Origin of the sequence: Rossellomorea marisflavi (assembly GCF_022170785.1) — a bacterium.
Taxonomy (GTDB): domain Bacteria; phylum Bacillota; class Bacilli; order Bacillales; family Bacillaceae_B; genus Rossellomorea; species Rossellomorea marisflavi_B.
Map to the genome: position 1 here is coordinate 1,409,492 of NZ_CP081870.1, position 23,297 is coordinate 1,432,788.

23 protein-coding genes and 1 other annotated feature are annotated in these 23,297 nt (G+C 47.7%); of the genes, 18 read left to right on the forward strand and 5 right to left on the reverse strand.

Going from position 1 to position 23,297, the window contains the following annotated elements; all coding sequences use genetic code 11:
• Nucleotides 1-226 precede the first annotated feature (226 nt).
• From K6T23_RS07555 to K6T23_RS07595, 9 genes are all read left to right on the forward strand, one after another.
• Nucleotides 227-2,122, forward strand: coding sequence for a PrkA family serine protein kinase (locus K6T23_RS07555; RefSeq protein WP_056538275.1), 1,896 nt, complete (start codon nucleotides 227-229; stop codon nucleotides 2,120-2,122).
• 109 nt (nucleotides 2,123-2,231) lie between these two features.
• Entirely contained in the window at nucleotides 2,232-2,399 is a 168-nt protein-coding gene (locus K6T23_RS07560) for a hypothetical protein (RefSeq protein ID WP_164468456.1), read from the forward strand.
• A 63-nt stretch (nucleotides 2,400-2,462) separates the two neighbouring features.
• On the forward strand, nucleotides 2,463-2,633 hold the full coding sequence (locus K6T23_RS07565; RefSeq protein WP_156183351.1) for a hypothetical protein: 171 nt from the start codon (nucleotides 2,463-2,465) through the stop codon (nucleotides 2,631-2,633).
• Nucleotides 2,634-3,043: 410 nt separating this feature from the next.
• Nucleotides 3,044-4,204, forward strand: coding sequence for a sporulation protein YhbH (yhbH, locus tag K6T23_RS07570; RefSeq protein WP_373921204.1), 1,161 nt, complete (start codon nucleotides 3,044-3,046; stop codon nucleotides 4,202-4,204).
• Between the two features lie 167 nt (nucleotides 4,205-4,371).
• Entirely contained in the window at nucleotides 4,372-4,857 is a 486-nt protein-coding gene (locus K6T23_RS07575) for an STAS domain-containing protein (RefSeq protein ID WP_056538270.1), read from the forward strand.
• An 86-nt stretch (nucleotides 4,858-4,943) separates the two neighbouring features.
• Nucleotides 4,944-5,675, forward strand: a complete 732-nt coding sequence (locus tag K6T23_RS07580; protein WP_238284083.1) for an alpha/beta fold hydrolase — start codon at nucleotides 4,944-4,946, stop codon at nucleotides 5,673-5,675.
• A gap of 87 nt (nucleotides 5,676-5,762) precedes the next feature.
• A complete protein-coding gene (locus K6T23_RS07585; RefSeq protein WP_238284084.1) occupies nucleotides 5,763-6,782 on the forward strand; it encodes a phosphotransferase enzyme family protein in 1,020 nt (339 codons plus the stop codon).
• 187 nt (nucleotides 6,783-6,969) lie between these two features.
• Nucleotides 6,970-7,782, forward strand: coding sequence for a pyrroline-5-carboxylate reductase (proC, locus tag K6T23_RS07590; protein WP_238284085.1), 813 nt, complete (start codon nucleotides 6,970-6,972; stop codon nucleotides 7,780-7,782).
• A gap of 2 nt (nucleotides 7,783-7,784) precedes the next feature.
• On the forward strand, nucleotides 7,785-8,303 hold the full coding sequence (locus K6T23_RS07595; RefSeq protein WP_238284086.1) for an NAD(P)H-dependent oxidoreductase: 519 nt from the start codon (nucleotides 7,785-7,787) through the stop codon (nucleotides 8,301-8,303).
• Between the two features lie 38 nt (nucleotides 8,304-8,341).
• Here the strand turns inward: K6T23_RS07595 and K6T23_RS07600 are convergent, their stop codons facing one another.
• The 3 genes from K6T23_RS07600 to K6T23_RS07610 form a co-directional block, all read right to left on the reverse strand.
• Nucleotides 8,342-8,974 carry an SIMPL domain-containing protein gene (locus K6T23_RS07600; RefSeq protein ID WP_082529733.1) on the reverse strand — a complete coding sequence of 211 codons (633 nt, stop codon included), beginning with the start codon at nucleotides 8,972-8,974 and terminating at the stop codon, nucleotides 8,342-8,344.
• A 4-nt stretch (nucleotides 8,975-8,978) separates the two neighbouring features.
• Complete coding sequence (locus K6T23_RS07605; RefSeq protein WP_056538249.1) at nucleotides 8,979-9,416, reverse strand: hypothetical protein; 438 nt, start codon at nucleotides 9,414-9,416, stop codon at nucleotides 8,979-8,981.
• Nucleotides 9,417-9,478: 62 nt separating this feature from the next.
• On the reverse strand, nucleotides 9,479-10,426 hold the full coding sequence (locus tag K6T23_RS07610; protein ID WP_238284087.1) for an L-lactate dehydrogenase: 948 nt from the start codon (nucleotides 10,424-10,426) through the stop codon (nucleotides 9,479-9,481).
• Nucleotides 10,427-10,602: 176 nt separating this feature from the next.
• Here K6T23_RS07610 and K6T23_RS07615 point away from each other — a divergent pair, with 176 nt between their 5' ends.
• Together K6T23_RS07615 and K6T23_RS07620 are read left to right on the forward strand one after the other, a co-directional pair.
• Entirely contained in the window at nucleotides 10,603-11,142 is a 540-nt protein-coding gene (locus tag K6T23_RS07615) for a GNAT family N-acetyltransferase (RefSeq protein ID WP_053427688.1), read from the forward strand.
• Between the two features lie 15 nt (nucleotides 11,143-11,157).
• The gene (locus K6T23_RS07620; protein ID WP_238284088.1) at nucleotides 11,158-11,637 is read left to right on the forward strand and encodes a tetratricopeptide repeat protein; all 480 of its coding nucleotides are present in this window, start codon (nucleotides 11,158-11,160) and stop codon (nucleotides 11,635-11,637) included.
• Between the two features lie 53 nt (nucleotides 11,638-11,690).
• Here K6T23_RS07620 and K6T23_RS07625 read toward each other — a convergent pair whose 3' ends face one another.
• Together K6T23_RS07625 and K6T23_RS07630 are read right to left on the reverse strand one after the other, a co-directional pair.
• Nucleotides 11,691-12,992, reverse strand: coding sequence for an NCS2 family permease (locus K6T23_RS07625; protein WP_053427686.1), 1,302 nt, complete (start codon nucleotides 12,990-12,992; stop codon nucleotides 11,691-11,693).
• A 1,417-nt stretch (nucleotides 12,993-14,409) separates the two neighbouring features.
• Nucleotides 14,410-14,850: an Lrp/AsnC family transcriptional regulator gene (locus tag K6T23_RS07630; RefSeq protein ID WP_148985495.1), complete on the reverse strand. Its 441-nt coding sequence runs from the start codon at nucleotides 14,848-14,850 to the stop codon at nucleotides 14,410-14,412.
• Between the two features lie 121 nt (nucleotides 14,851-14,971).
• On the opposite strand from K6T23_RS07630, the gene K6T23_RS07635 reads away from it, so the two are divergent.
• From K6T23_RS07635 to cydC, 7 genes are all read left to right on the forward strand, one after another.
• Nucleotides 14,972-15,388, forward strand: a complete 417-nt coding sequence (locus tag K6T23_RS07635; RefSeq protein WP_079515719.1) for a carboxymuconolactone decarboxylase family protein — start codon at nucleotides 14,972-14,974, stop codon at nucleotides 15,386-15,388.
• 47 nt (nucleotides 15,389-15,435) lie between these two features.
• Nucleotides 15,436-15,641: a binding site (T-box leader), on the forward strand.
• A gap of 51 nt (nucleotides 15,642-15,692) precedes the next feature.
• The gene (gene tyrS, locus K6T23_RS07640) at nucleotides 15,693-16,940 is read left to right on the forward strand and encodes a tyrosine--tRNA ligase (protein ID WP_238284089.1); all 1,248 of its coding nucleotides are present in this window, start codon (nucleotides 15,693-15,695) and stop codon (nucleotides 16,938-16,940) included.
• A complete protein-coding gene (locus K6T23_RS07645; protein ID WP_056538229.1) occupies nucleotides 16,937-17,737 on the forward strand; it encodes a MerR family transcriptional regulator in 801 nt (266 codons plus the stop codon). Before tyrS ends, K6T23_RS07645 begins: the two co-directional genes overlap by 4 nt.
• A gap of 71 nt (nucleotides 17,738-17,808) precedes the next feature.
• Nucleotides 17,809-19,011 (forward strand): multidrug effflux MFS transporter, encoded by a 1,203-nt coding sequence (locus K6T23_RS07650; protein WP_238284090.1) that lies wholly within the window; start codon nucleotides 17,809-17,811, stop codon nucleotides 19,009-19,011.
• Between the two features lie 136 nt (nucleotides 19,012-19,147).
• Nucleotides 19,148-19,672, forward strand: a complete 525-nt coding sequence (locus K6T23_RS07655; protein WP_238284091.1) for a DinB family protein — start codon at nucleotides 19,148-19,150, stop codon at nucleotides 19,670-19,672.
• A 233-nt stretch (nucleotides 19,673-19,905) separates the two neighbouring features.
• Nucleotides 19,906-21,591: a thiol reductant ABC exporter subunit CydD gene (gene cydD, locus K6T23_RS07660; protein ID WP_238284092.1), complete on the forward strand. Its 1,686-nt coding sequence runs from the start codon at nucleotides 19,906-19,908 to the stop codon at nucleotides 21,589-21,591.
• Nucleotides 21,588-23,291: a thiol reductant ABC exporter subunit CydC gene (cydC, locus tag K6T23_RS07665; protein WP_056538215.1), complete on the forward strand. Its 1,704-nt coding sequence runs from the start codon at nucleotides 21,588-21,590 to the stop codon at nucleotides 23,289-23,291. Before cydD ends, cydC begins: the two co-directional genes overlap by 4 nt.
• Nucleotides 23,292-23,297: the final 6 nt, after the last annotated feature.

Consider the following 23,297-nt stretch of genomic DNA (forward strand, 5'->3'; position numbering starts at 1 on the left):
CCTAAAATCAAAATGAAATTCATTTCAAGACCTCCCAAGATGAACTTGTCATACAGTCTGGTTTTAGTATAGCCTATTTTACAAATGTTGTGAACTTCTTTTTGAAAACGCGTTCAGTCGCATTCCTTAATTCCCCTTGATAAATCCTATCTTCTTAACATGTTCAGAGGAGGATGAGCATAGAGTATATTAATCGTCTCTCAACAAGTGACAAGGGGAGGTCCTTATGGATATCTTAAAAAGAATTGAACATTTTCGAGAAGAAGAAGAAAAGCTGAAATGGGAAGGGACGTTTGCACAGTACCTGGATCTACTGAAAGAAAAACAGTGGGTCGGTCAGTCAGCACATTCACGGGTTTTTAATATGATCAAAGACGCAGGCGTGGAGGATATAGAGGGCAAGCGGAAGTACAATTTCTTCAGTGATCAATTATTTGGTCTAGAGGAAGCACTCGAACGCCTGGTAGAAGAATATTTTCATCCGGCGGCGAAGCGGCTGGATGTCCGTAAGCGGATCCTTCTTCTGATGGGTCCTGTCAGTGGAGGAAAGTCGACCCTGGTGGCGATGTTGAAACGGGGTCTGGAACAATACTCAAGATCCGAACGAGGAGCGGTCTTCTCCATTAAAGGTTGTCCGATGCATGAAGATCCGCTTCATCTCATTCCTCAGCATCTCCGGGAGGAATTCTTTGAAGAATATGGCATCCGGATCGAGGGGAATCTATCCCCGCTTAATACCATGAGGCTTGAGAAGGAGTACCACGGACGCATCGAGGATGTGCAAGTGGAAAGGGTTTTCTTCTCTGAAGATAAACGTGTCGGTATCGGGACATTCAGTCCGTCCGATCCTAAATCCCAGGATATTGCCGATTTGACGGGCAGCATCGATTTCTCGACCATTGCTGAGTATGGATCCGAATCTGATCCGAGGGCGTACCGCTTCGACGGGGAGCTGAACAAAGCAAACCGTGGACTGATGGAGTTCCAGGAGATGCTGAAATGCGATGAAAAGTTCCTTTGGCATTTATTATCCCTGACGCAGGAAGGGAATTTTAAAGCCGGACGATTTGCATTGATTTCTGCAGATGAGCTGATTGTGGCCCACACGAATGAAACGGAGTACCGCTCCTTCATTGCGAACAAGAAGAATGAGGCCCTTCACTCAAGGATCATCGTCATGCCGGTTCCGTATAATCTCAAAGTCACTCAGGAAGAAAAAATTTATGAAAAAATGATCAATGAAAGCGATGTGAATAATGTCCATGTGGCCCCACATACTCTGAGGGTGGCAGCCATGTTCACGATTCTGACGCGCTTGAAAGAACCGAAACGCGGAGATATCGACCTCATCAAAAAAATGCGCCTGTACGACGGCGAGAGTGTCGAAGGATTCAACTCGGCCGACGTTGATGAAATGAAAAAAGAGTATCAGGATGAAGGAATGAGCGGAATTGATCCGCGGTATGTGATCAACAGGATCTCCTCTACCATCATCCGGAAAGAAGTGCCGACGATCAACGCATTGGATGTCCTCCGTGCACTTAAGGAAGGACTGGATCAGCATCCGTCCATCACAGCCGAGCTTCGGGAGAAGTACCTGAACTTCATATCACTTGCCCGAAAAGAATACGATGACATTGCGAAGAAAGAAGTACAGAAAGCCTTTGTGTACTCTTATGAGGAATCAGCCAAGACCCTCATGGATAACTATCTCGATAATGTCGAAGCGTATTGCAACAAGGCGAAGCTCCATGATCCGCTCACCGGGGAAGAAATCAATCCGGATGAAAAACTCATGCGCTCCATCGAAGAACAGATCGGGATCTCTGAAAATGCGAAAAAAGCGTTCAGGGAAGAGATCCTCATCAGAATTTCCGCCTATGCCCGTAAAGGGAAGCGGTTCGACTACAATTCCCACGACCGCCTGAGGGAAGCCATCCAGAAGAAACTATTTGCCGATTTGAAAGACGTTGTGAAAATCACGACATCTTCCAAGACGCCTGATGAGCAACAGCTGAAAAAGGTCAATGAAGTCGTGGCGAGACTCATCGATGAGCACGGATATAATTCAACAAGTGCCAATGAGCTCCTTCGCTATGTAGGAAGTCTCCTGAATCGTTAAAAGGTGAGCCGTCGGCCAAGTGCCGTCGGCTTTCTTAATCATTTGAATCTCTAACTCATCGGTTTAGAAACCATCATTACGGGAAATTTAGTAATAGAGGTGAAGACGGATGAAAAAAAATCATGAACAAGAACCTGAGAATGGTTCAATGGCTGGTAACATGGAAGAGATGGAGCAGCTCGGAAAGCAGATGGAACGGCTCCGGACGAATGAGGAACTAGAGGAAGATAATAAGCAGCCCGACCCCGTACAATTTAAAGATAAAGATAAAAGTTGAAAGAATAATCAGAATATAGTAAGCTGAATTCAAAGCCGGTATTCTTCGAAGGAAGGTGAAGGGATGTCCACACATGACAAACCGATCTTGCAGGAAGAACCTTTTAACGGTACGATGGCCAACAATCTGGATGAAGTCATAAGACTGGGAAAACAGATGGAAAAGCTCCGTTCAAGTGAAGAACTCAAGCTGAATAATCGTCAGTCAGACCCGGCTCAATATGAAGAAGGATGAACAGGTGAGAAAGTACGCCTGTTTTTTTGTTGTCCGGTGGTAGGGTTGCTGGGAATAGCATAAGTATGCACTAGGGGTTTGTACATAGGGCTGGTCAGGTCCTGCCGCCTCCGCTTTTCGTGATGTCTAGCTCCAGGGGCTTGAGGCTCGAGGTCATAAGCTGCTCTGGTCAAAAAGGCAAAGAACGCCTTTCCGCCCATTCCATCTTATGCTTGTCGCCTCAAAGCGAGCCCCTTCCGCTTTTCTATCATTGTCGAAATTATTTGTAAATTTATCGATGCTTTTGCATAGGATAGAGTAATCCCCGTTTCTCTTATGACGGGAAAAATGAGTGCGGGCAGCCATCATAGTGTATGCACCGATACTGCTATATGTGATAAAAAGATAAGGAGGGGAAACGTTTGAGCCAGATGGATAATCATCAATTTGTCATTTCCAAAGAAGATTGGGCCCTCCACCGTAAAGGTCATGACGATCAACAGCGTCATCAGGAAAAGGTACAGGATGCAATCAGGAATAATCTTCCGGATTTGATCACAGAAGAAAACATCGTCATGTCTAATGGAAGAGACGTTGTGAAGATACCGATCCGGTCATTGGATGAATACAAGATCCGCTATAATTATGATAAAAACAAGCACGTCGGCCAGGGTGATGGAGAAAGCCAGGTGGGGGATGTTGTTGCTAGGGATGGGAACCCTCAACAAGGGCCCGGAAAAGGGAAAGGGGCAGGGGACAAAGCCGGTGAAGATTACTACGAAGCCGAGGTCTCTCTCATGGAAATCGAAGATGCCCTTTTTAAACAGCTTGAACTGCCGAACCTGAAGAAAAAGGAGCAGGACGTGCAGACGGTGGAACATATTGAATTCAACGATATCCGCAAGACGGGCCTGATGGGCAATATTGATAAAAAGAAAACCATGATGTCGGCATTCAAAAGGAACGCCATGACGGGGACACCTGGATTCCATCCGATTACAAGGGAGGATCTGAAGTTCCGGACGTGGAATGAAGTGCTGAAGCCGGAATCTAAGGCTGTTGTACTGGCCATGATGGATACAAGCGGATCTATGGGGGTTTGGGAAAAGTATATGGCCAGAAGTTTCTTCTTCTGGATGACGCGCTTCCTCAGGACGAAATATGAAACGGTGGAGATTGAGTTCATCGCTCACCACACCGAGGCAAAGGTCGTTTCTGAAGAACACTTCTTTTCCAAGGGGGAAAGCGGAGGTACGATTTGCTCGTCCGCCTACCGGAAGGCTTTGGAGCTCATCGACTACAAATATGCGCCAAGCAGGTATAATATTTACCCATTCCACTTCTCCGATGGAGATAATCTCACATCTGATAACGTCAGATGCGTCAAACTGGTGGAGGAGCTTATGAAGGTATCGAGTATGTTCGGGTATGGGGAAGTGAATCAGTATAACCGCCACTCGACCTTGATGTCGGCATATAAAAACATTAAGAACGAAGATTTCCGTTATTTTATCTTGAAGCAGAAAGCGGATGTGTTCCATGCGATGAAAAGCTTCTTTCACAACTCAGGTGACAAAGCAGCACTTGCTTGATCGAAGACCAGCCGGGCTGGTCTTCTTTTTTGGTCGAACGTTCAATCATGTATCTTTTCCCAGAGTAGAAATTTTCCAGAGGTCCCGGTACATTTGGATAGAAACTTTACATAGGGTAGTGCTACACTAGTCATAGCGAAAAAAATATGTTCATGTGAGGTTACAGTATGAGTGTGGAGACACAGGAAATCGTTAAGCTAAAAGAAGAGGTCCAGGAATTGAAAAGAAAACTGGAGGAAGCAGAGCGCGAAATCACGGATATTTCGGCACCTGTCATTCCTTCCATCGTTCCTGAAACCATTCTCATCCCAATCATGGGAAGACTCTCCCAGGAAAGGTTTGAGGCCATCATCACCAAAATCCTGGATGTATCCTATAATCAGGACATCAATACGATCATCGTTGATTTTTCCGGTATAAGGGATAAGGACATCGGTGAGACTGACGTGTTCGGCATGAATATTCATAATATGGCCAAAGCAGTACAGCTTATGGGAATCGAGATCCTTTTCGTCGGGTTCACCCCGTCCCTTACCCAGATCGTGATTCAATCAGATGTAAGGGAAGTCGGGCAGATTAAAAGCTTTCTCAGTTTCAAAACGGCTCTGCAGTACCTGATGAGTGAAAAGAGTCTTTCCTTCCAAGAAAAATGATGCGAACCAGCCGCGGCTGGTTCTTTTTAGTGGATGGAATCCTGACAATATTGGGACAATAAATCTTGAGAAAGAAGGGGTTCAGCATGAAACGATTTTTTAAATGGGCAGGAATTCTTCTGCTCGCTTTGATTGTCATAGGAGGTCTATCCTTTTATGTATGGTCCCAGCAAACCTACTCGGCCACTTCATCGCTTAAGGAAAAGGTGGACCTTCAAAAAGCCGAGGCAAAGGATGGCAAGTGGCTGGTGTTTGAAGGAGAGGGGGATAAGGGTGTGATCCTTTACCCCGGGGCCAAAGTGGAAAAGGAGGCCTATGCCTATATTGGGCAGGAGCTATCTGAGCGGGGGTATACCGTGGTGATTCCGGATGTACCATTGAACCTTGCATTCTTCGGGGTGAACGTACCGGATGAGATCATGAAAGAATATAAGGGTGTGGAGGAATGGTACTTATCGGGACATTCTCTAGGGGGCGTTGCTGCATCAAGCTATGCTGCTGACCACCCGGACAAGGTGAAAGGGATCATTTACCTTGCATCGTACCCTGCCGAGTCCACAGACTTTTCTTCATCCGACCTGTCGTTTCTGAGTATCTGGGCCGAGAATGACGGCCTGGCTACCAAGGAAAAGATCGACAAGAGCAAATCCCTTCTGCCTGCAGATACGGAGTTTCATGAAGTCAAGGGCGGGAACCACGCAGGCTTCGGTGTATACGGTGCTCAAAAGGGAGACGGGAAAGCAACAAAATCAGTATGGGATCAGCAGGATGAAGTCATTAAAACAATCGATGAATGGATTCAGGGAAGGGCCGGATAATCGGCCCTTTTTCTTTTTGGCAGGAAAAACTCCCCGTGCAGACGAAATAGTAGAGGAAGATCAGTACTGAAAACAGGAGGAAACACGATGGAATCTTGGATAGACGCACAATGGACAAAGGAAAGATTGAACGAAGCGGCTGGGATGTTTGATTGCGATGCTTCAGATGCCCGAAAGTTGGGTGATTTTGAAAACTATGTGTACGAAGTGAAAAAGGAAGGGATTTCTTACATCCTGAGAATCACCCATAGCTCCCACCGCAGGCAAATCGAGTTGGAAGCGGAAATGAAATGGATCAACTTCCTCCATGGGCATGGATTGAACGTCTCCCTCTCCCATCAATCCCGTACAGGCAGCCTTGTGGAAGAACTGGCTGGGGATGACGGATCCTTTTTTGTCAGCTTATTTGATAAAGCACCGGGGGTGGCTGTAAGAGCGAACTCCGATCACTTTGATGAGAGGCTCTTCGAAAAGTGGGGAAGTCTTACTGGGAAGATGCATACCATTACAAAACACTATCGAGATCCATCTTCAAAGGCAAGAATGGCCTGGGATGAAGATGAAATCCTGAATTTCGAGCGTTATCTTCCCCAAGAAGAAGAGGATATCATAGAGATTGGAAAAAAGACAATCGATGAAATCAAGACTTTTCCTCGATCCGAGGATACATACGGTTTAATACACTCTGATATCCATCATGGCAATTTCTTCTACGATCAAAGGGAAGCAGATCTCCACGTATTTGATTTTGATGATAGTATGTGGTTTTACTTCGCAAGTGATATCGCCATCCCCCTATACTATGCAACCTGGTCGAAGCATGGAGGTGATTCCCTTCACGTACGTTCTGCCTTCGGAGAGGGTTTCCTTCGTTCGTTCCTGAGAGGGTATGAGAGCGAATGCCCGGTTCCGAAAGAATGGTTCCTGCGGATTCCTCAGTTCCTCCTCCTAAGGGACTTGACCCTTTACTCCGTTTTCCATCAGAAGTGGGACCTGGCCACTATTCCCCAGGAAGAAAAAGAGCTCCTCGATGGATTGAGGAAGAGGCTTAGGCAAAAGGAACCAATGGTCGATCTCGATTGGGAGGCAATCTACGACAACCGCTAGAATCGATTGAGGCTGAAACAAACGTGTTCTAGCCATAGTAAAACCCGAACTTCGTTGCCTGCGATCAAGCAACGAAGTTCGGGTTTTTACTTTGTTTTATGAATATGTCATTGTGTCCAGGTGTGAACCATTTTTCCTTTCAGTGGTTTTTTGATATGATTCATAGGTGGAAGAAGAGGTGTAGAGAATGAAACAATCAATCGGCTTTATCGGCTGTGGAAATATGGCTCAGGCCATCATAGGCGGCATCGTCAACTCCGGACTGGTGGATAAAACATCTGTCATGGCGAGCGCCAAAACCCGCGGAACCGTCGAAAGAATAAAAGAAAAATACGGAATCCGTACAACATTGGACAATGGAGAGGTAGCGGCATTTGCCGACGTGTTGTTCCTCGCAGTCAAACCGGATCAACATCAGGAAATCCTCTCATCCATTAAGGAGAATGTGAAGCCGGATACCATCGTCATCACGATGGCCGCAGGGATTACACTCCAGTGGATGGAAGCGGTACTAACCCCGGACTCGAAGATTGTGAGAACGATGCCGAATACGCCATCCCTTGTAGGAGAAGGGATGACTGCGTATTGCGTCAATGGCCGGGTAGGAGAAGGCGAGCGTGAGATGATCCATGCTGTCCTCGAAAGCTTCGGAAAAGCAGAGGAGATGGACGAAAGCCTCTTGGACGCCATTCCAGCCGTCAGCGGCTCATCACCTGCTTATGCCTTCATGTTCATGGAAGCATTGGCAGACGGTGCGGTGAAAGAGGGGATCCCTAGAAAGCAGGCATATAACCTGGCAGCACAGGCGCTTCTCGGAGCAGCAAAGATGGTGCTTGAAACGGGCAGCCATCCTGGAGAGCTGAAGGATGCGGTCTGCTCACCGGGAGGGGCTACCATCGAAGCTGTCATTGAACTTGAAAAGAGCGGCTTCAAGGGAAGCATTGTAAGGGCAATGGATGCCTGTACAAAAAAAGCAAAGCAGCTGGGAAGGGAAGATTGAACATGAACGTATTGGTAATCGCTGCACATCCGCGAATGAACGAATCAATCGTCAACAAAGCCTGGGTAAAGAGGCTGGAAAAAGAGGCCGATGTGACGGTCCACGACCTTTACCGTGAATACCCGGATTTCCAAATCGATGTAACACGTGAGCAGAAGTTGGTTGAAGAACACGATAGGATCGTCCTGCAGTTCCCTTTCTACTGGTACAGTGCCCCCGCGCTGATGAAAGAATGGATCGATGCCGTGTTGACCTATGGGTGGGCGTACGGAAGTGGTGGTACGATGCTTCATGGCAAAGAACTTCTGATTGCGACGTCCACAGGGTCACCGGCAGATGCCTATCAGGCTGGAGGAAAGAATCATTATGCCATGAGCGAGCTACTGAAGCCGTTCCAGGCAACATCGAACCTGATCGGAACAACGTATCTTCCGGCATTCATCGAACAGGGCGTCAGGACACTGGATGAAGAAGGAGTGGCCCGGTCTGCCGAGAGGCTTGCGGATTATATTAAAAAGTAATAAAAAAACGGCTCCTGGAAGCCGTTTTTTTTGTGAAATCAATGCGTGGTAAACGTAACGAGTAGTGAAGCCTTCACGGATATTTCACCTGGCAGGATGGCAGATTCCTGAACTGCGAGCTTCATAGGGGAAGGAAGCTCAGTAGATTGACCTTCTTTGATAGAAAGGGGATCAGAAACCAGCTCCTGACCAGATTGCCTGGCAAGGACCGTGGCCTTTGCCAAAGCGTCTCTATAGGCGTGTTCCAGGGCGTACTGATATAGGGCAGTGGAATGGGAGGAGAGGAACTGGATCCCCTCCACCCGGTTTGCTCCGGCCTTCACGGCATCATCGATGATCTTTCCCGCCTTTTCAATGGTTCTAAGGTGGACGCGCAGGATATTCACGACTTCATAACCATTAAAGATCTGCTTTCCATCTTCAAAGGAATAGCGGGGGATGATCTGATAGTTTGCTGTTTGTGTATCACTGTTTGAAACTCCGTTTGCTTGAAGCGTCCCGACTATGTTCTTTATCTTTTCGTTATTTTCCTGTTGGGCTTTTTGCAGATCGTGGCCTTCGGTCATCACCCCTAATGTGATCAGGGCTTCATCAGGCGCTCCATATGAGGTGTGTTCTCCTGAAACCGTGATGGTTCCCCGGGAATCGGTCACGCGCATAGATGGATACATCCTGTTACACACATGTGAAGGATTCGATTTTATCAAGATCGATTCCGAAATACACCCATGTGAATCCGATCCATCTCCATCCTGCTATGGACCTTCTTCCGAGGAAGACAGGGTAGAACCAGAAAGCGTCACGGTTGAGCCAGATATAGGTATAGCGGAACAGGCATCTCCGGATGGAACCCGGGTCCACGGCAAACGTCGACGTTCCTCCAGGGCCGCCCTGCATGACGGTCTTCTGAGGCTGGAAGTTAGGCGGAGGTCCAGGTGGAGGCTGATTTTGTCCACCGCCCTGAGAAGGAGATGGGGACCCGCTGCTGCCACCTTGCCCTGGTGGCGGTGATGGCGGGAATACATTTGGAAGTCCGGGGATGGAAGGGAAACCACTGCCCCCGGAACCTCCTCCGCCGGGAAAGCCGGGTAGGAATTGTCTCTGATCGTACATAATAGAACCTCCTCCATTCATGTTGGTATCATTGTATGAGGAGGAGGTTCGTGTGTGCGTGTCTATAAATCAGAAGGGAAACCGGTACTCATGGCGTGCTTTAATGTATCAATGGATCTTGTGAATTGCTTTTGCTCTGTTTCACCCAGTTGGAGTTCGACGACCTTCCTGATTCCTTGTCGATTGATGATGGCGGGCACTCCGGTATAGACACCGTGCTGCCCATACTCCCCATCCAGGAGGGAAGAGATGGTAAGGATGCTGTTTTCATCATTCAGTATTGCTTTGGTGAGACGGGCCAAACCCATGGCAATCCCGTAGTAGGTGGCTCCTTTTTTCTCGATGATATGGTAGGCAGCATCCCTGACATTTTCAAAAAGGTCCTGCAGGTCGCTCTGGATTTGTGGTTCCGTTAGATCGACCAGGTCACCAAGGGAGCTGGCCCCGATGGTGGCATGACTCCAGACCGGAAATTCGGTATCGCCATGTTCACCCATGATATAGGCATGGATGTTTCGCGTATCAAGATGAAAGTATTCACCCAGCAGATAGCGGAGCCTTGCGGTGTCAAGGATCGTCCCTGAGCCGATCACCTTTTCTTTTGGGAGACCGGAGAAAGTCCATGTGGCATAGCTTAATAGATCAACTGGATTAGTGGCGACGATGAAGATGCCATCAAAGCCGCTCTCCATCACCGAATCGACAATGGTCTTGAAAATCCGGACGTTTTTATCAATAAGATCCAACCGCGTTTCACCAGGTTTTTGATTGGCGCCAGCTGTGATCACGACAAGATCTGCATCGCGGCAGTCGCTGTACGCTCCTGCACGTATTTTCATTGGGGATGAGAATGCGAGACCATGATTAAGGTCCATGGCGTCTCCTATGGCTTTTTCAACGTTCATGTCGATCATCACGAGCTCGTGGACAAGATTTTGATTGAGAAGGGCAAAAGCATAGCTTGAACCGACAAAGCCTGTTCCGATCAATACGACTTTATTTGTTTTCATCCGTCATACGCCCTTTTTAATTGGATTTATGAAAGTGGTGGGTTGAAGATGATAATGTGAAATATTTCACAAACTTATAGTAGCATACTCCAAATCGAATTTCCAACACGAAATTTCGACAACTTTAAAGGGATTCCACGAAGCTGCGGGGAATAAGTCCATAGGAGGGATGCACGATGCGTTATGAGAAAGGTGATATCAAGGTCCGGCCTTTGAAGGATGAAGATGCCGAATTTCTTTATAACTGGCTGAACGATCCGCGGATCCTTGAGTATTACGAAGGAAGGGACAAACCCTTTACCCATGAGATGGTGGAGGAAGCGTTTTATAATGACGATAAAGAGAAGGTCGCCTGCATCGTTCAATATAAAGGGGAGAAAGTCGGTTATCTCCAATATTATCCATTAGATGATGAGACCAAGCTTCGCTACGGATATACGAATCTTGATGAGTTCATCTATGGGACCGATCAGTTCATAGGGGATTCAAGGTACTGGAATAAAGGCGTGGGCACGCTGATGATCAAGGCCATGGTGGAATATTTCATGCTTGAAAAAGGCCTGCACCGGTTGGTCATGGATCCGATGACCTGGAATCGCAGGGCAATTCGTTGCTATGAGAAATGCGGCTACAGCAAAGCACGGATCCTGCCTCAAAATGAGCTCCACGAAGGTGAATGGCACGACTGCTGGCTGATGGAATACATACCGGATTGAAATGGATGGATGGATATGGAAGATAGAATGAGCGAAGCGATCGAAGCGAGGAAGTCAGGGAATACAGTGGAGTCGATCAGGATACTGAAAGAGCTGATCGCCGAACACCCCAAAAGCGGAAGCCTACACTATCAATGTGCCTGGAGTCATGATGCATCAGGACTTGAAGAGGAAGCCGTTGAATATTATGAGAAAGCATTGACATACGGGTTGGATGAAGAAGAGTCCATCGGTGCTTATACGGGACTCGGGAGCACCTACCGTGCCCTCGGGAAGTATGAAAAATCAAAAGAAGTGCTTGAGGATGGGCTTAAGAGACACAGGGACAGGGCATTATCAGTATTCTACAGCATGACGCTCTATAACCTCGGAGAGCCGAAGAAGGCAATGGAACTGCTTTTAGGGCAGCTGTGTGATACTTCTTCAGATGGTTCGATCCAATCTTATGCAGCTGCTATCAACTATTACAGCCGCGACCTTGATCGTACGTGGTAAAGAAGGACTCATACTAAAAAGGCAGCTCCCACCGTGGGAGCTGCCTTTCCTCTTTAATGAGGGATGAATGCCAGCTGATAGAAGAACAGCACGGCAAAGATATAGACGAGGGGATGGACTTCGCGCCATTTCCCTTTTGCCACTTTCAAAAGTGGGTACGAGATGAATCCGAGTGCGATCCCTGTAGCGATGCTCGACGTAAGAGGCATGCTGAGGATGATGAGGAATGCAGGGAAAGCTTCATCAAGTTCGTCCCATTTGATCTGGGAAATGCTTCCGATCATCAAGCTTCCTACAATGATCAAAGCTGGAGCCGTGATGGCAGATAATCCAGATACGGCACTCACAAGTGGACCGAAGAATGCTGAAACGATAAACAGTACAGCCACGGTAAGGGAGGTCAATCCTGTGCGTCCTCCCGCTGAAACCCCAGCAGATGATTCCACGAAGGCACTGGTCGGGCTAGTACCGAACATGGCTCCGACAGTCGTCCCAAGTGAATCAGCAAGGAGTGCTTCTCGGGCACGCGGCATTTCATTGTTTTTCAGGAGTCCTGCCTGTTGGGCAACACCGACCATCGTACCGGTTGTATCAAAAATGGTCACAAGCAAGAAGGAGAATACGACAGCGTACAAGCTGTGCTGAATCACATCGGTGAACGCGGTGATCGGGTTCGAGATGATCAGCCCTTCAGGCAGATGCGGCATGGCGACGAAGCCTTCCTTGAACGACAGGTCACCAGTGAAGAATGCAACGATGGCGGTGATGATCATCCCGATGAACAGGGCTCCGTGTACGTTCAGGACCATGAGGACAAGGGTGACGGCCAGTCCGATCAAAGCAAGGATGGCAGATGAAGAATGAAGATCCCCGAGTTTCACGAGATTGGATGGATCAGCTTGAACCAGTCCGGATAAACGAAGACCGATAAAAGCGATGAAGAGACCGATACCGGCTGTGATTCCGTGTTTGAGATTTTGCGGTATGGCTTCAATCAATTTCTTACGGAACGGTGTGAGCGAAAGGATGATGAAGATGATACCGGCTACGAATACTGCTGCAAAGGCAACCGAGTACGAAATATCTTCATGACCTCCGACAACGGAATATGTAAAGTAGGCATTCAATCCCATACCTGGTGCGATGGCAATCGGGTAGTTGGCGAACAGTGCCATCCAGAGCGTACCGACAGCTGCCGAAATGATGGTGGCCATGAATACCTGGTCGAACGGCACCCCTGCATCGGATAGGATGATCGGATTGACGACGACGATGTAAGCCATTGTGAGGAACGTGGTCAGTCCGGCAAGGATTTCTGTCTTGGTTGACGTGCCGTTTTCCTTTAATTTAAACATTAGTGTAATACCTCCAATAAAAACGAACGATTAAAAAGCACAACTACTATAATATTCGGTAATACATCGTTTTTCAATAGGTATCGACAAATTTTTAATATTTTTCGTGTTGGTTCTTTAAGAACTGATAATGAAAGTTATGCACTGGACGTTCCGTTCCGCTACGGGTGCCCGCTTTCCGGCGTGGAGGGAGTTGAGCCGCTTTGGCTGCGCCTGCAGGGTCTCAATCTTCCCTCTATTCCCGCGGGAGTCGGCCACCCTCCGCTGCACTGCACTATTGGTGATAGGGAGAACGTCGTTTATATACATTTTTCCTTATTGTTTGTGTGAGTGAGTGCTAGTCATTTCAGCATTTCATTTTGTTTTGTGATCGGATTTGCACATGGACGTTCCGTTCCGCTGCGGGTGGGCGCTTTCCGGCGGGGAGGGAGTTGAGCCGCTTCGGCTGCGCCTGCAGGGTCTCAACCTTCCCTCTATTCCCGCGGGAGTCGGCCACCCTTCGCTGCACTGCACTTTTGGTGATGGGGAGAACGTCATTTATATACATTTCTCCTTATTGTCTGTGAGAGTGAGAGCTAGTCATCACATCATTTGATTTTGGATCTGTACATGGACGTTCCGTTCCGCTGCGGGTGGCCGCTTTCCGGCGGGGAGGGAGTTGAGCCGCTTCGGCTGCGCCTGCAGGGTCTCAACCTTCCCTCTATTCCCGCGGGAGTCGGCCACCCTCCGCTGCACTGCACTATTGGTGATAGGGAGAACGTCGTTTATATACATTTTTCCTTATTGTTTGTGTGAGTGAGTGCTAGTCATTACAGCATTTCATTTTGTTTTGTGATCGGATTTGCACATGGACGTTCCGTTCCGCTACGGGTGGGCGCTTTCCGGCGGGGAGGGAGTTGAGCCGCTTCGGCTGTGCCTGCAGGGTCTCAACCTTCCCTCTATTCCCTCTGGAGTCGGCTACCCTCCGTTGCACTGCACTATTGGTGATGGGGAGAACGTCATTTATATAAATTTCTCCTTATTGTTTGTGAAAGAGTGCTATTCATTCAGCATTTCATTTTGTTTTGTGGTTGGATCTGTACATGGACGTTCCGTTCCGCTGCGGGTGGCCGCTTTCCGGCGGGGAGGGAGTTGAGCCGCTTCGGCTGCACCTGCAGGGTCTCAACCTTCCCTCTATTTCCGCGGGAGTCGGCCACCCTTCGCTGCACTGCACTTTTGGTGATAGGGAGAACGTCATTTGTATAGATTTCTCCTTATTGTTTGTGGAAGTGAGTGCTAGTCATTTTGCACTTGGATTTGGGCGTTCCGTACGGTTCTGTTTGTCCAGCGCATTCGAGTTATCACCGCTCTGTTGATTGGGCCTTATTGGATGGAACGTTAATAGTATCTCCAAGTGTTGGGTATCCATGTAAGTGCTTCATTGATTGGTGAAGAGGGTTTGGGTTTCGACTTCTGAGAAGATGAAATGGGTGACGGTGTGGGCGAAGGGGTTGATGTGGTCTATGAAGGCTTCTGCTTCAGCGAATGTTGCAAAGTGGAGCTTAAGCATGAAGCAGGCTTGCCCAGCGATCCGATAGCAGAAGTCCACGTTTGGAAGCTCGGCGATTTTTTGCTTGAACCCTTTGTAGTCTCCATTTTTCACGGTAGCTTCGATGATGCATTGAATGTCGTTGCCGAGTTTTCCATGGTTGATCTTCGTTGTATAGGACTCGATGACACCGTGGGATTCCATCTGCTTCACCCTTTCGGAGACCGATGGAGAAGAGAGGTTGATTCGCCTACCGAGCTCACTCATGGAAAGCCTGCTGTCCTGCATTAATTCGTTTAAAATTTTTCTGTCGATATCATCGATTTTCATATGGAATGATCTCCTTGTGATTTGGGTTAAATTCTTAAATTTAAATTGCTAATTGCTTTTAGAGTGAAATGTAAAATTGAGAATGAGATTGATATGATTATTCTATAAGGAGGAGATGGAAATGACAAGGATTGCTTCAGCTGCAATTGGCGCAACACCGTTCATGCGTTTGCTTGGACATCACGAAGAAGTAATGGAACGATGGGGGCAACTCTCAGAAACATTGGAGAAGGACGGTCACTTGACGAAAGAACTAAAAGAACAAGTGAGAAGGGTATTGGCATTCCAAAATGGATGCTTATACTGTCAAGCAAAGGGAAGGCCGGATCCTGACGTGTTTGATGAAAAAATATCAGTGGCCGTCGGTTTTGCGGAAGTTTTCGGAGTACAGGGTAGCAACGTTCAGGATGCTCTGTTCAAGGTGCTGAAGGAATCGTTCAGTGATGAGGAAATCTCAGAGCTTATTGCCTTCATCAGTTTCACCTCCGCTTCCCAGACATTTGGAGCCCTTATGGACCTTCGTCCGCAGAAAAATTAAATTGCAAATATTTTGCTAATCTGGTATGATCAGTTCAATTTAACACATGTAAAGCGATGAGAGGAAATCCAGTAGCGACGATCTCCATGTTTAAGAGAGCCGGTGGGTGGTGCGAACCGGTACAAAGGTCGGGTGAATTACAATCCTTGAGCGTCCCTGCATTCGTGGGGAACGGACGAACCGTTATTCGATTGAGTGGAAGAATCATTGTCTTCAAGAAGGGTGGTACCGCGTGAGCAATCACGTCCCTTTTTGAAGGCAATTTTTTTATTTTTTCATGTGTTAGAAATGATTATGGGAGGTAATGTCAATGCAAAAGCTGACAGATCAACAAGAACAAGAAGTACAGGAGCAACTGGCTGTCTACCGACAAGGTGTACAGGAGATCATTCCTCTCAAAGAACTTGAAAACAAAATCAGAACATCCGTCATTGAAAATAAACCATTAAAAATTAAACTGGGTCTTGATCCATCTGCTCCTGACGTCCATCTCGGGCATACGGTCGTTTTGAATAAGCTTCGCCAGTTCCAGGAGCACGGCCATATCATCCAGCTGATCATCGGTGACTTTACGGGGAAAATAGGGGATCCAACTGGGAAATCCGTTGCCCGTAAGCAGCTAACCGAAGATGAGGTGAAACATAATGCTCAAACTTACTTTGAGCAATTTTCTAAAGTCCTGGACATGGATAAGGTTGAACTTCACTATAATTCCAAATGGTTGAGTGAGATGAAGATGGAGGATGTCATTGGACTTGCGGGGAAAATCACAGTGGCAAGACTGATGGAGCGCGATGACTTCGAGGCGAGGATCAAGGAAGGTAAACCGATCTCCCTTCATGAATTCTTCTACCCGTTGATGCAGGGTTTTGACTCGGTACAGCTGGAATGCGATATCGAGCTTGGGGGGACGGATCAGCATTTCAACGTGCTCATGGGGCGTCATTTCCAGGAGAAATTTAATAAGGAGAAGCAGGTTGTCATTCTTATGCCCCTTCTAGAAGGACTGGATGGAGTCGATAAGATGTCAAAATCGAAACATAATTACATCGGAATCGATGAGAGTCCTGAAGAAATGTTCGGCAAGACGATGTCACTGCCCGATCACCTTATGATGAAGTACTTTGAACTCATCACGGATCTTCCCCTTGAAAAGATCAGTGAAATCAAAGCTTCGCTGGCTGCAGGGCAAATGCACCCCCGTGATGCCAAGATGCTCCTCGGAAGGACGATCGTCAGGATGTACCATGGAATCGGAGCAAGTGAGCGGGCACAAGAGCAGTTCATCTCTGTTTTTCAAAAAGGCAGTATGCCAGATGAGATTCCAGAGCTGCAGTGGAACGGGAATGAAGAGATCAACATACTCGAGCTGCTCGTCAACGTCAATCTTCTTCCTTCCAAAAGTGAAGCGAGGAAGATGATCAAGAATAAGGGCGTAAAGATTGATGGAGCCAAGGTGGAAGATCCAAACCTTATTGTGAAGGTCCAGGAGGGGATGACTATGCAGGTCGGCAAGCGAAAATTCATTAAACTTTTGGTTGAAGGGGAATGAAGGATCAGTTCACCATCGGACAAATGTCAAAGCTTTATGATATACCAGTGAAAACCTTGAGATATTATGATGAAATCGGGCTATTCACCCCTTATCATACGGATGGGGAAACAGGTTATCGGTATTACCGTGCCGAGCAGTTCCAGCAGCTCGATATGATCAGCTTTTTGAAAAGCTTGGGTGTGCCTCTGAAGGAAATTAAGCAAAAAATGGAGCACAGTACGCTGGACCAGTTCTTGCACACTCTTGAGAAATACGAGGAAAACACGAGAAGGAAAATGGATGAATTGAAAACAACTCATCGGCATCTCTCCCAAAAAATTCAGCAGCTTCAGCTTGCGAAGACAACGGAACGGGGGCCTTTGCTCTCCTCTCTGCCGAAGAGAAGCATTTGGAAAGAAGAGCGTTCATTTTCTTCCCTTGATGATATGGAAGTGCTCTTAAGGGAAATCAAGAAAACCGTCAATCATATGACGCCCATCATGGTCGGTTCTGTCGGCTTGTTTGTATCACCTGAGCACATCAAGAGTGATGAAGAGTTTGTCTACGACGGATTGTATATCCTTCTTGAAGAAGAATCAGGATACGACATCCTTCCGGAAGGGACATATGCCACAGTCTATTCTCTCGAGGATCGCAGGAGGGATTCCTACTATTATAATATGCTTGTGGATTTTGTATCTGGACTGGGAATGGAAACGGAGGGACCTCTATATACAAGGCAGATTGTCGATTCCTTCATCTCCCACATGAAGGACGAGCGATTGACAGAGTATCAGATTAAAGTTCGTGGTTGATTCCTATTGACCCTCCGGTTACTGGAGGGTTTAAAATGATGATGGCTATACAACGTAAAGGAGAGTCATCCATGAAGGAATTAGCACACACGCAATCAAAAACGTATTTATTCATTTTCATCGTGATCATGGGGTGCCTAAGTGCATTCGGACCACTGACAATCGATATGTACCTTCCGGGTCTGCCTACTCTTGCATCTGATCTTGGTACGAACGCCTCCACTGCTCAGCTTAGTCTGACGGCCTGCCTGATCGGACTTGCCGCAGGGCAGCTCATCGTAGGTCCTTATTCGGATATGGTGGGAAGGAAAAAGCCGCTGATTGTGGCATTGATCCTCTTCACCATTTCATCGGTTTTGTGCATGTTCACAGGTTCAATCTGGGGACTTATTGTTCTCCGTTTCATTCAGGGTCTCACAGGTGCTGCCGGCATGGTCATTTCAAGGGCTGGCATGCGGGATCGCTTTTCCGGACAGGAATTGACGAAGTACTTTGCCATGCTGATGCTCGTCAATGGGTTGGCACCTATTGCAGCGCCAGTGGCCGGGGGACAGCTTCTTCAATTCATGTCGTGGAGGGGAATCTTCGGTGTCCTTGCCCTCATCGGGGGAATCATGCTTCTTGCCGTCTGCTTCGGATTGAGTGAAACGCTACCGATAGAAAGAAGGAAGACCGGGGGGATCTCCAGCGTTTTCAACACCTTCGGCCGTTTGATCAGAAACCGGGTTTTCATGGGGTATGTCCTGGTACAAGGGTTCGCCATGAGTGCCATGTTCGCCTATATTTCAGGCTCCACCTTCGTCCTGCAGGATATTTATGGACTATCTCCACAAATGTTCAGTCTGATCTTCGCCTTGAACGGCCTCGGTCTCATCATTGCAACCCAGGCAACCGGGAAACTCGCACCCGTCTTCGGTGAAACATCGTTGCTGAGGTATGGCATCCTTCAAGGACTATTGGCTAGCGTGTTGCTCATTGTCAGCATCTCACTGGAGGCCTCGGTCGTATTCATCTGTATCTTCCTTTTCCTGACGGTATCCACTGTCGGAATCGTGAATACTACCGTATTTTCCCTTGCGATGAGTGATCAGGGAGATAACGCAGGGAGTGCAGCTGCCCTCCTTGGATTATTGCCATTCATTCTTGGTGGTGCGGCGGCACCCCTCGTCGGACTGGGTGACGGGGCTTCAGCGGTCCCCATGGCTGTCGTCATTGCCATTTGTGAAGCTGTGGCTGTAGTATCCTACTTTATCATGGTAAGGAAAAAGGGTTGAACCGAAAAAGGGATTCAGAGCACATGCTCTGAATCCCTTTCGCTTATACCTTAAGTATAGCATGCCTATAGGGAAAATATCAGTCTGTTTTTCCTGAAAAACCCTGTTAAAATGAGCAAGACAAGGGGGCATGACCGTGATTGATTATAGGATTACAAGGAAAGATGGCTTTGATCATAAGATTGGTGAACTGATATCCATGTTGGAGCATACCAGGAGCGTGACGATGGAAGAATTAAGTGGAATCAGCCGGGAAGAGCTTGAGTATATGGAGGACCCCGGTGGAAATACCATCGCAAGCCTCCTCATGCATATTGCAGCAATTGAATTTGTCCATCAGATCATCTCTTTTGAAGAAAGGGACCTGACTGATGAAGAAGCAGACACATGGGGTAAGGCCCTTGACTTGGGGAATCCGGCCACTCTGCACTATCAGGGGCTGGAGGTTGATGAGTACCTTGAAGCGTTAAAAAAGGTTCGGAGTGTTACTGTCTCTTCTTTCTCTCAGCTTTCAGACCAATGGCTAGATGAAGAAAGAAGGAGGGGAAACGGGGTTTCCTATAACTTCTATTATATCTGGTACCACGTGATGGAGGATGAAATCAATCATCGAGGACAGATACGTCTATTGAGAAGGAAGTATAGAGAGGGTTCAAACTAGTTGAAGACAATGGTTCACCGGCGAGGTTCCTTGCGCGGTCGCAGTGCAGGGAACCTCTTTTCCCTCCTGTGTACTTTGTCTTGAATTTGTCAAATTCAATTCAGTGAGAAGAAGGATAAGTGATGGTATAATAGAGATAGAATAATTTGTGAAGTATTTCACTAACTTTCGGAACGGGAGTGAAATCATCTATGAAAGCATTACATTCAATTGTAAAAGCCAGTAGGTCATTCATGATGACTTTATATAGTTCTTCCATTCTTTTGGGTCTCGCCATTGTCGCTCAGGCATACTTGATCGCGGGGATTGTAGACAGGGTTTTCCTGAAGGGAGCTTCCTTGACAGAAGTATGGCCTCTATTGACAGCACTGCTTTTGGCTTTCGCATCCAGGGCGGTTTTCAGCTGGTTGAACGGCAGAACAGGGATCCGGCTTGCATCATCTGTGAAAGGAGAGGTCAGGAAAAAACTCTTGAACAAATGGGCTCATCAGCCACTCACTGCTTCTGTAGGCAGTCAGGCGGGAAGGAAGGTATCCGTCCTGATGGAAGCGGTCGACGGGCTTGATGGCTACTATAGCAAGTATGTGCCTCAACGAATTGAAACAACGCTCGTCCCACTGATGATTTTGGTGGTCCTATTCAAGGAACACTGGTTCACAGGACTGATCATCCTGATTACGGCTCCCTTCATCCCGATCTTCATGGCACTCATCGGGATCAAAACGAAGGAAAAATCAGAAGACCAGATGGAAAAGCTTGAATCGTTCTCCGGTACATTTCTTGATGTCCTTCAAGGGTTGACGACATTGAAGCTATTCGGGAAAGGAAAGACGAAGAGTTCAGAGATCATGGAGAGCTCGCTGAACTTCCGCGAGTCCACAATGGAGGTGCTGAAGACTGCCTTCCTATCCTCCTTGATGCTCGAGTTCATCTCCATGCTGAGCATCGGCCTGATCGCCCTCGAAGTCGGTCTGCGTCTGATCGTGTTCGACAGCATCTCATTTTACACTGCATTCTTTGTCCTCATCCTGGCACCTGAATTCTATCTTTCCATGAAGCAGTTGGGGAGTGCCTTCCATACAGGAAGGGGTAGTTCAGGTTCCGTTAAAGCGGTGAAGGATGAGCTTGAACGGGATGACGGGGAGATCCTCTGGGGGGATAGTCTCATTCATGCGGAGGATGGACCGCCCCCAATCGATCTGAAAGGGGTCGGTCACGCCTATTCACAAGGTGCTTTTCGTCTTAAGCCCTTGTCAGTCCATATTGAACCGTTCAGCAAGGTGGCCATCATCGGTGAAAGTGGATCCGGAAAAACGACCCTCCTGCATATCCTTTCAGGATTGATCGATCCAGCCGAGGGACAAGTGATGGTGAATGGCCAATCAAGAAGACAGTTTACAGAACGTTCGTGGTTCGGGCTCATCGCATATATCTCGCAGAACCCATATATTTTTGCCGGGACGATAGAAGAGAACATGGCAGCCGGGTCCCTTCATACAGCAAAGGAACTGGAGGATGCGGCTGAAAAAGCCGGACTGACGGATCTGATCTTCAGTCTGAAGGAAGGATTCCAGACCGTGATCGGCGAAGGGGGCAGGGGACTGTCGGGTGGAGAGAAGCAACGGATCGCCCTTGCAAGGGCCTTTTTGCGGAAGCCATCCATCGTCTTGCTTGATGAACCGACCACCGGACTCGACCTGAAGACAGAGTCGATTCTTCAGCAGTCGATCCAGGAGCTATCCCGGTCTTCCACCATCGTCACGGTTGCTCATAGATTGCACACCATCCGCCATTCCGATCAAATCCTTGTATTGAAAGAGGGAGCACTCATCGGAGAGGGTACTCACGAGGAATTGCTCAAGGAGCTGCCTGCATACGAGCGCATGATTGCGGTACAAAAAGGAGTGAACATCATATGAGAGAGTTGACTGAGATCCTTCGATTGACTGTAAAAAAGAAAAAAGATGTTGTCCTTTCTGCTGTCTTCGGTACGGTGGCCGGTCTTACATCCGTCGGGGTTTTCGCTTTGAGTGGATATATGATTTCCCAAGCGGCACTTGAAGTGCCCCTTTATGTTCTGACCATCATGATTGCTTTAATGAAGCTGTTCGGCATCCTGAAGGCAGTGACAAGGTATGCAGAGCGCTATTATTCCCACCGGGCGACGTTCACGATCCTTGCCAACTTGAGGGCATCGATCTTTGACCGGTTGGAAACCATTGCGCCGACGATTTTTCAGCGATACAAAAGCGGTGATCTCCTGGCTCGGATTGTGGGAGATGTAGAGAGCCTTCAAAACTTCTTCTTGAGGGTCTTCTATCCGCCTCTGGTTATGATGGTTGTTTTTATCGCCACCATACTTTTTACTCTCTTCTATTCTTTGGCGACTGGAGTATTGCTGATTGTGGGGATGCTGCTCACCGGTTTCTTGATTCCCTCCCTGGTCAGCCTGAAACAAAGGAAAATTGAATCACGTGTGAGAGAGCGTCGCAGTGAGCTATCGTCCGGTACTACAGAATTCCTGTATGGCTTCAGGGAACTGAAAATTCATCAGCAATTATCCCATCAAGAAGAGACACTCGGCGGTTCTTCCTCTGCGTATGTGAAAGAGCAGGATCTGGAAAGCCGTCACTCCTTATTCAGCCATACCATCAACCTGCTCGTCTCACTGCTGATCACATGGCTGGTATTGGTTCTCGGTGTGTATGCCGTCGGGGAAGGGACCCTAGATGGTGTCCTCCTTGCCATGCTCGTCATGATTTCACTGACTGTCTTTGATGAAGCAATACCGATGGCGACCCTTCCTTACCATTTAGAAGATTCAAGGAAGGCATCCAAACGCCTTGGTGAAATTCAAGGTGGAGAGCTTAAGGGCCGAAGGAGTGAAGAGGCTCCCGATCATGCGCCCTCCTTTACGCTGGAAAAGGTGGGGTTCACCTTTGAGGGAGGGGGGAGGTCCTCGATCTCTGACGTCGACCTTTATATACCGGAAGGGTCGAAGACGGCTGTCATCGGTGCATCGGGTTCCGGAAAATCAACGTTATTCAATCTGCTTCTAACTTTTTATTCACCGGATGAGGGACAGATCCTAATGGATTCCCGTCCCATTGATGCCTTCAAGCGGGAAAGCCTGTGGCAAAAAGCTGCCGTCATCCTTCAGGAAAACCACTTCTTTCATGGATCAATCAGAGATAATTTGCTGATTGCCGGTGAGTTCGGTGATGAAGAGTTGCAAAGGGTCCTCTTAAAAGTGAAGCTTCCATTCAGGTTGGAGGACACCGTGACTGAAAAGGGCGGGAACCTGTCAGGAGGAGAGAAGCAGAGGATGGCCATTGCCCGGGCAATCTTGAAAGGCGGTCCACTTTGGATCCTGGACGAGCCGACTTCTTCCATCGATCCCATGCTTGAAGCCGAACTGATGGACGTTATCCGGAAAGAGTCGGAGAATAGTACGCTTCTTCTCATCAGTCATCGATTGACCGGGCTTGAAGAAATGGATCAAATTGTAGTGATGGAGGAAGGGGAGATTGTTGAAATCGGCAACTATCAGGAGCTGATGGACCTTAAGGGGTATTTCTATCACATGAAGGAAATTGAAAAGAACGTGATTTTCCAATAGAAGCAA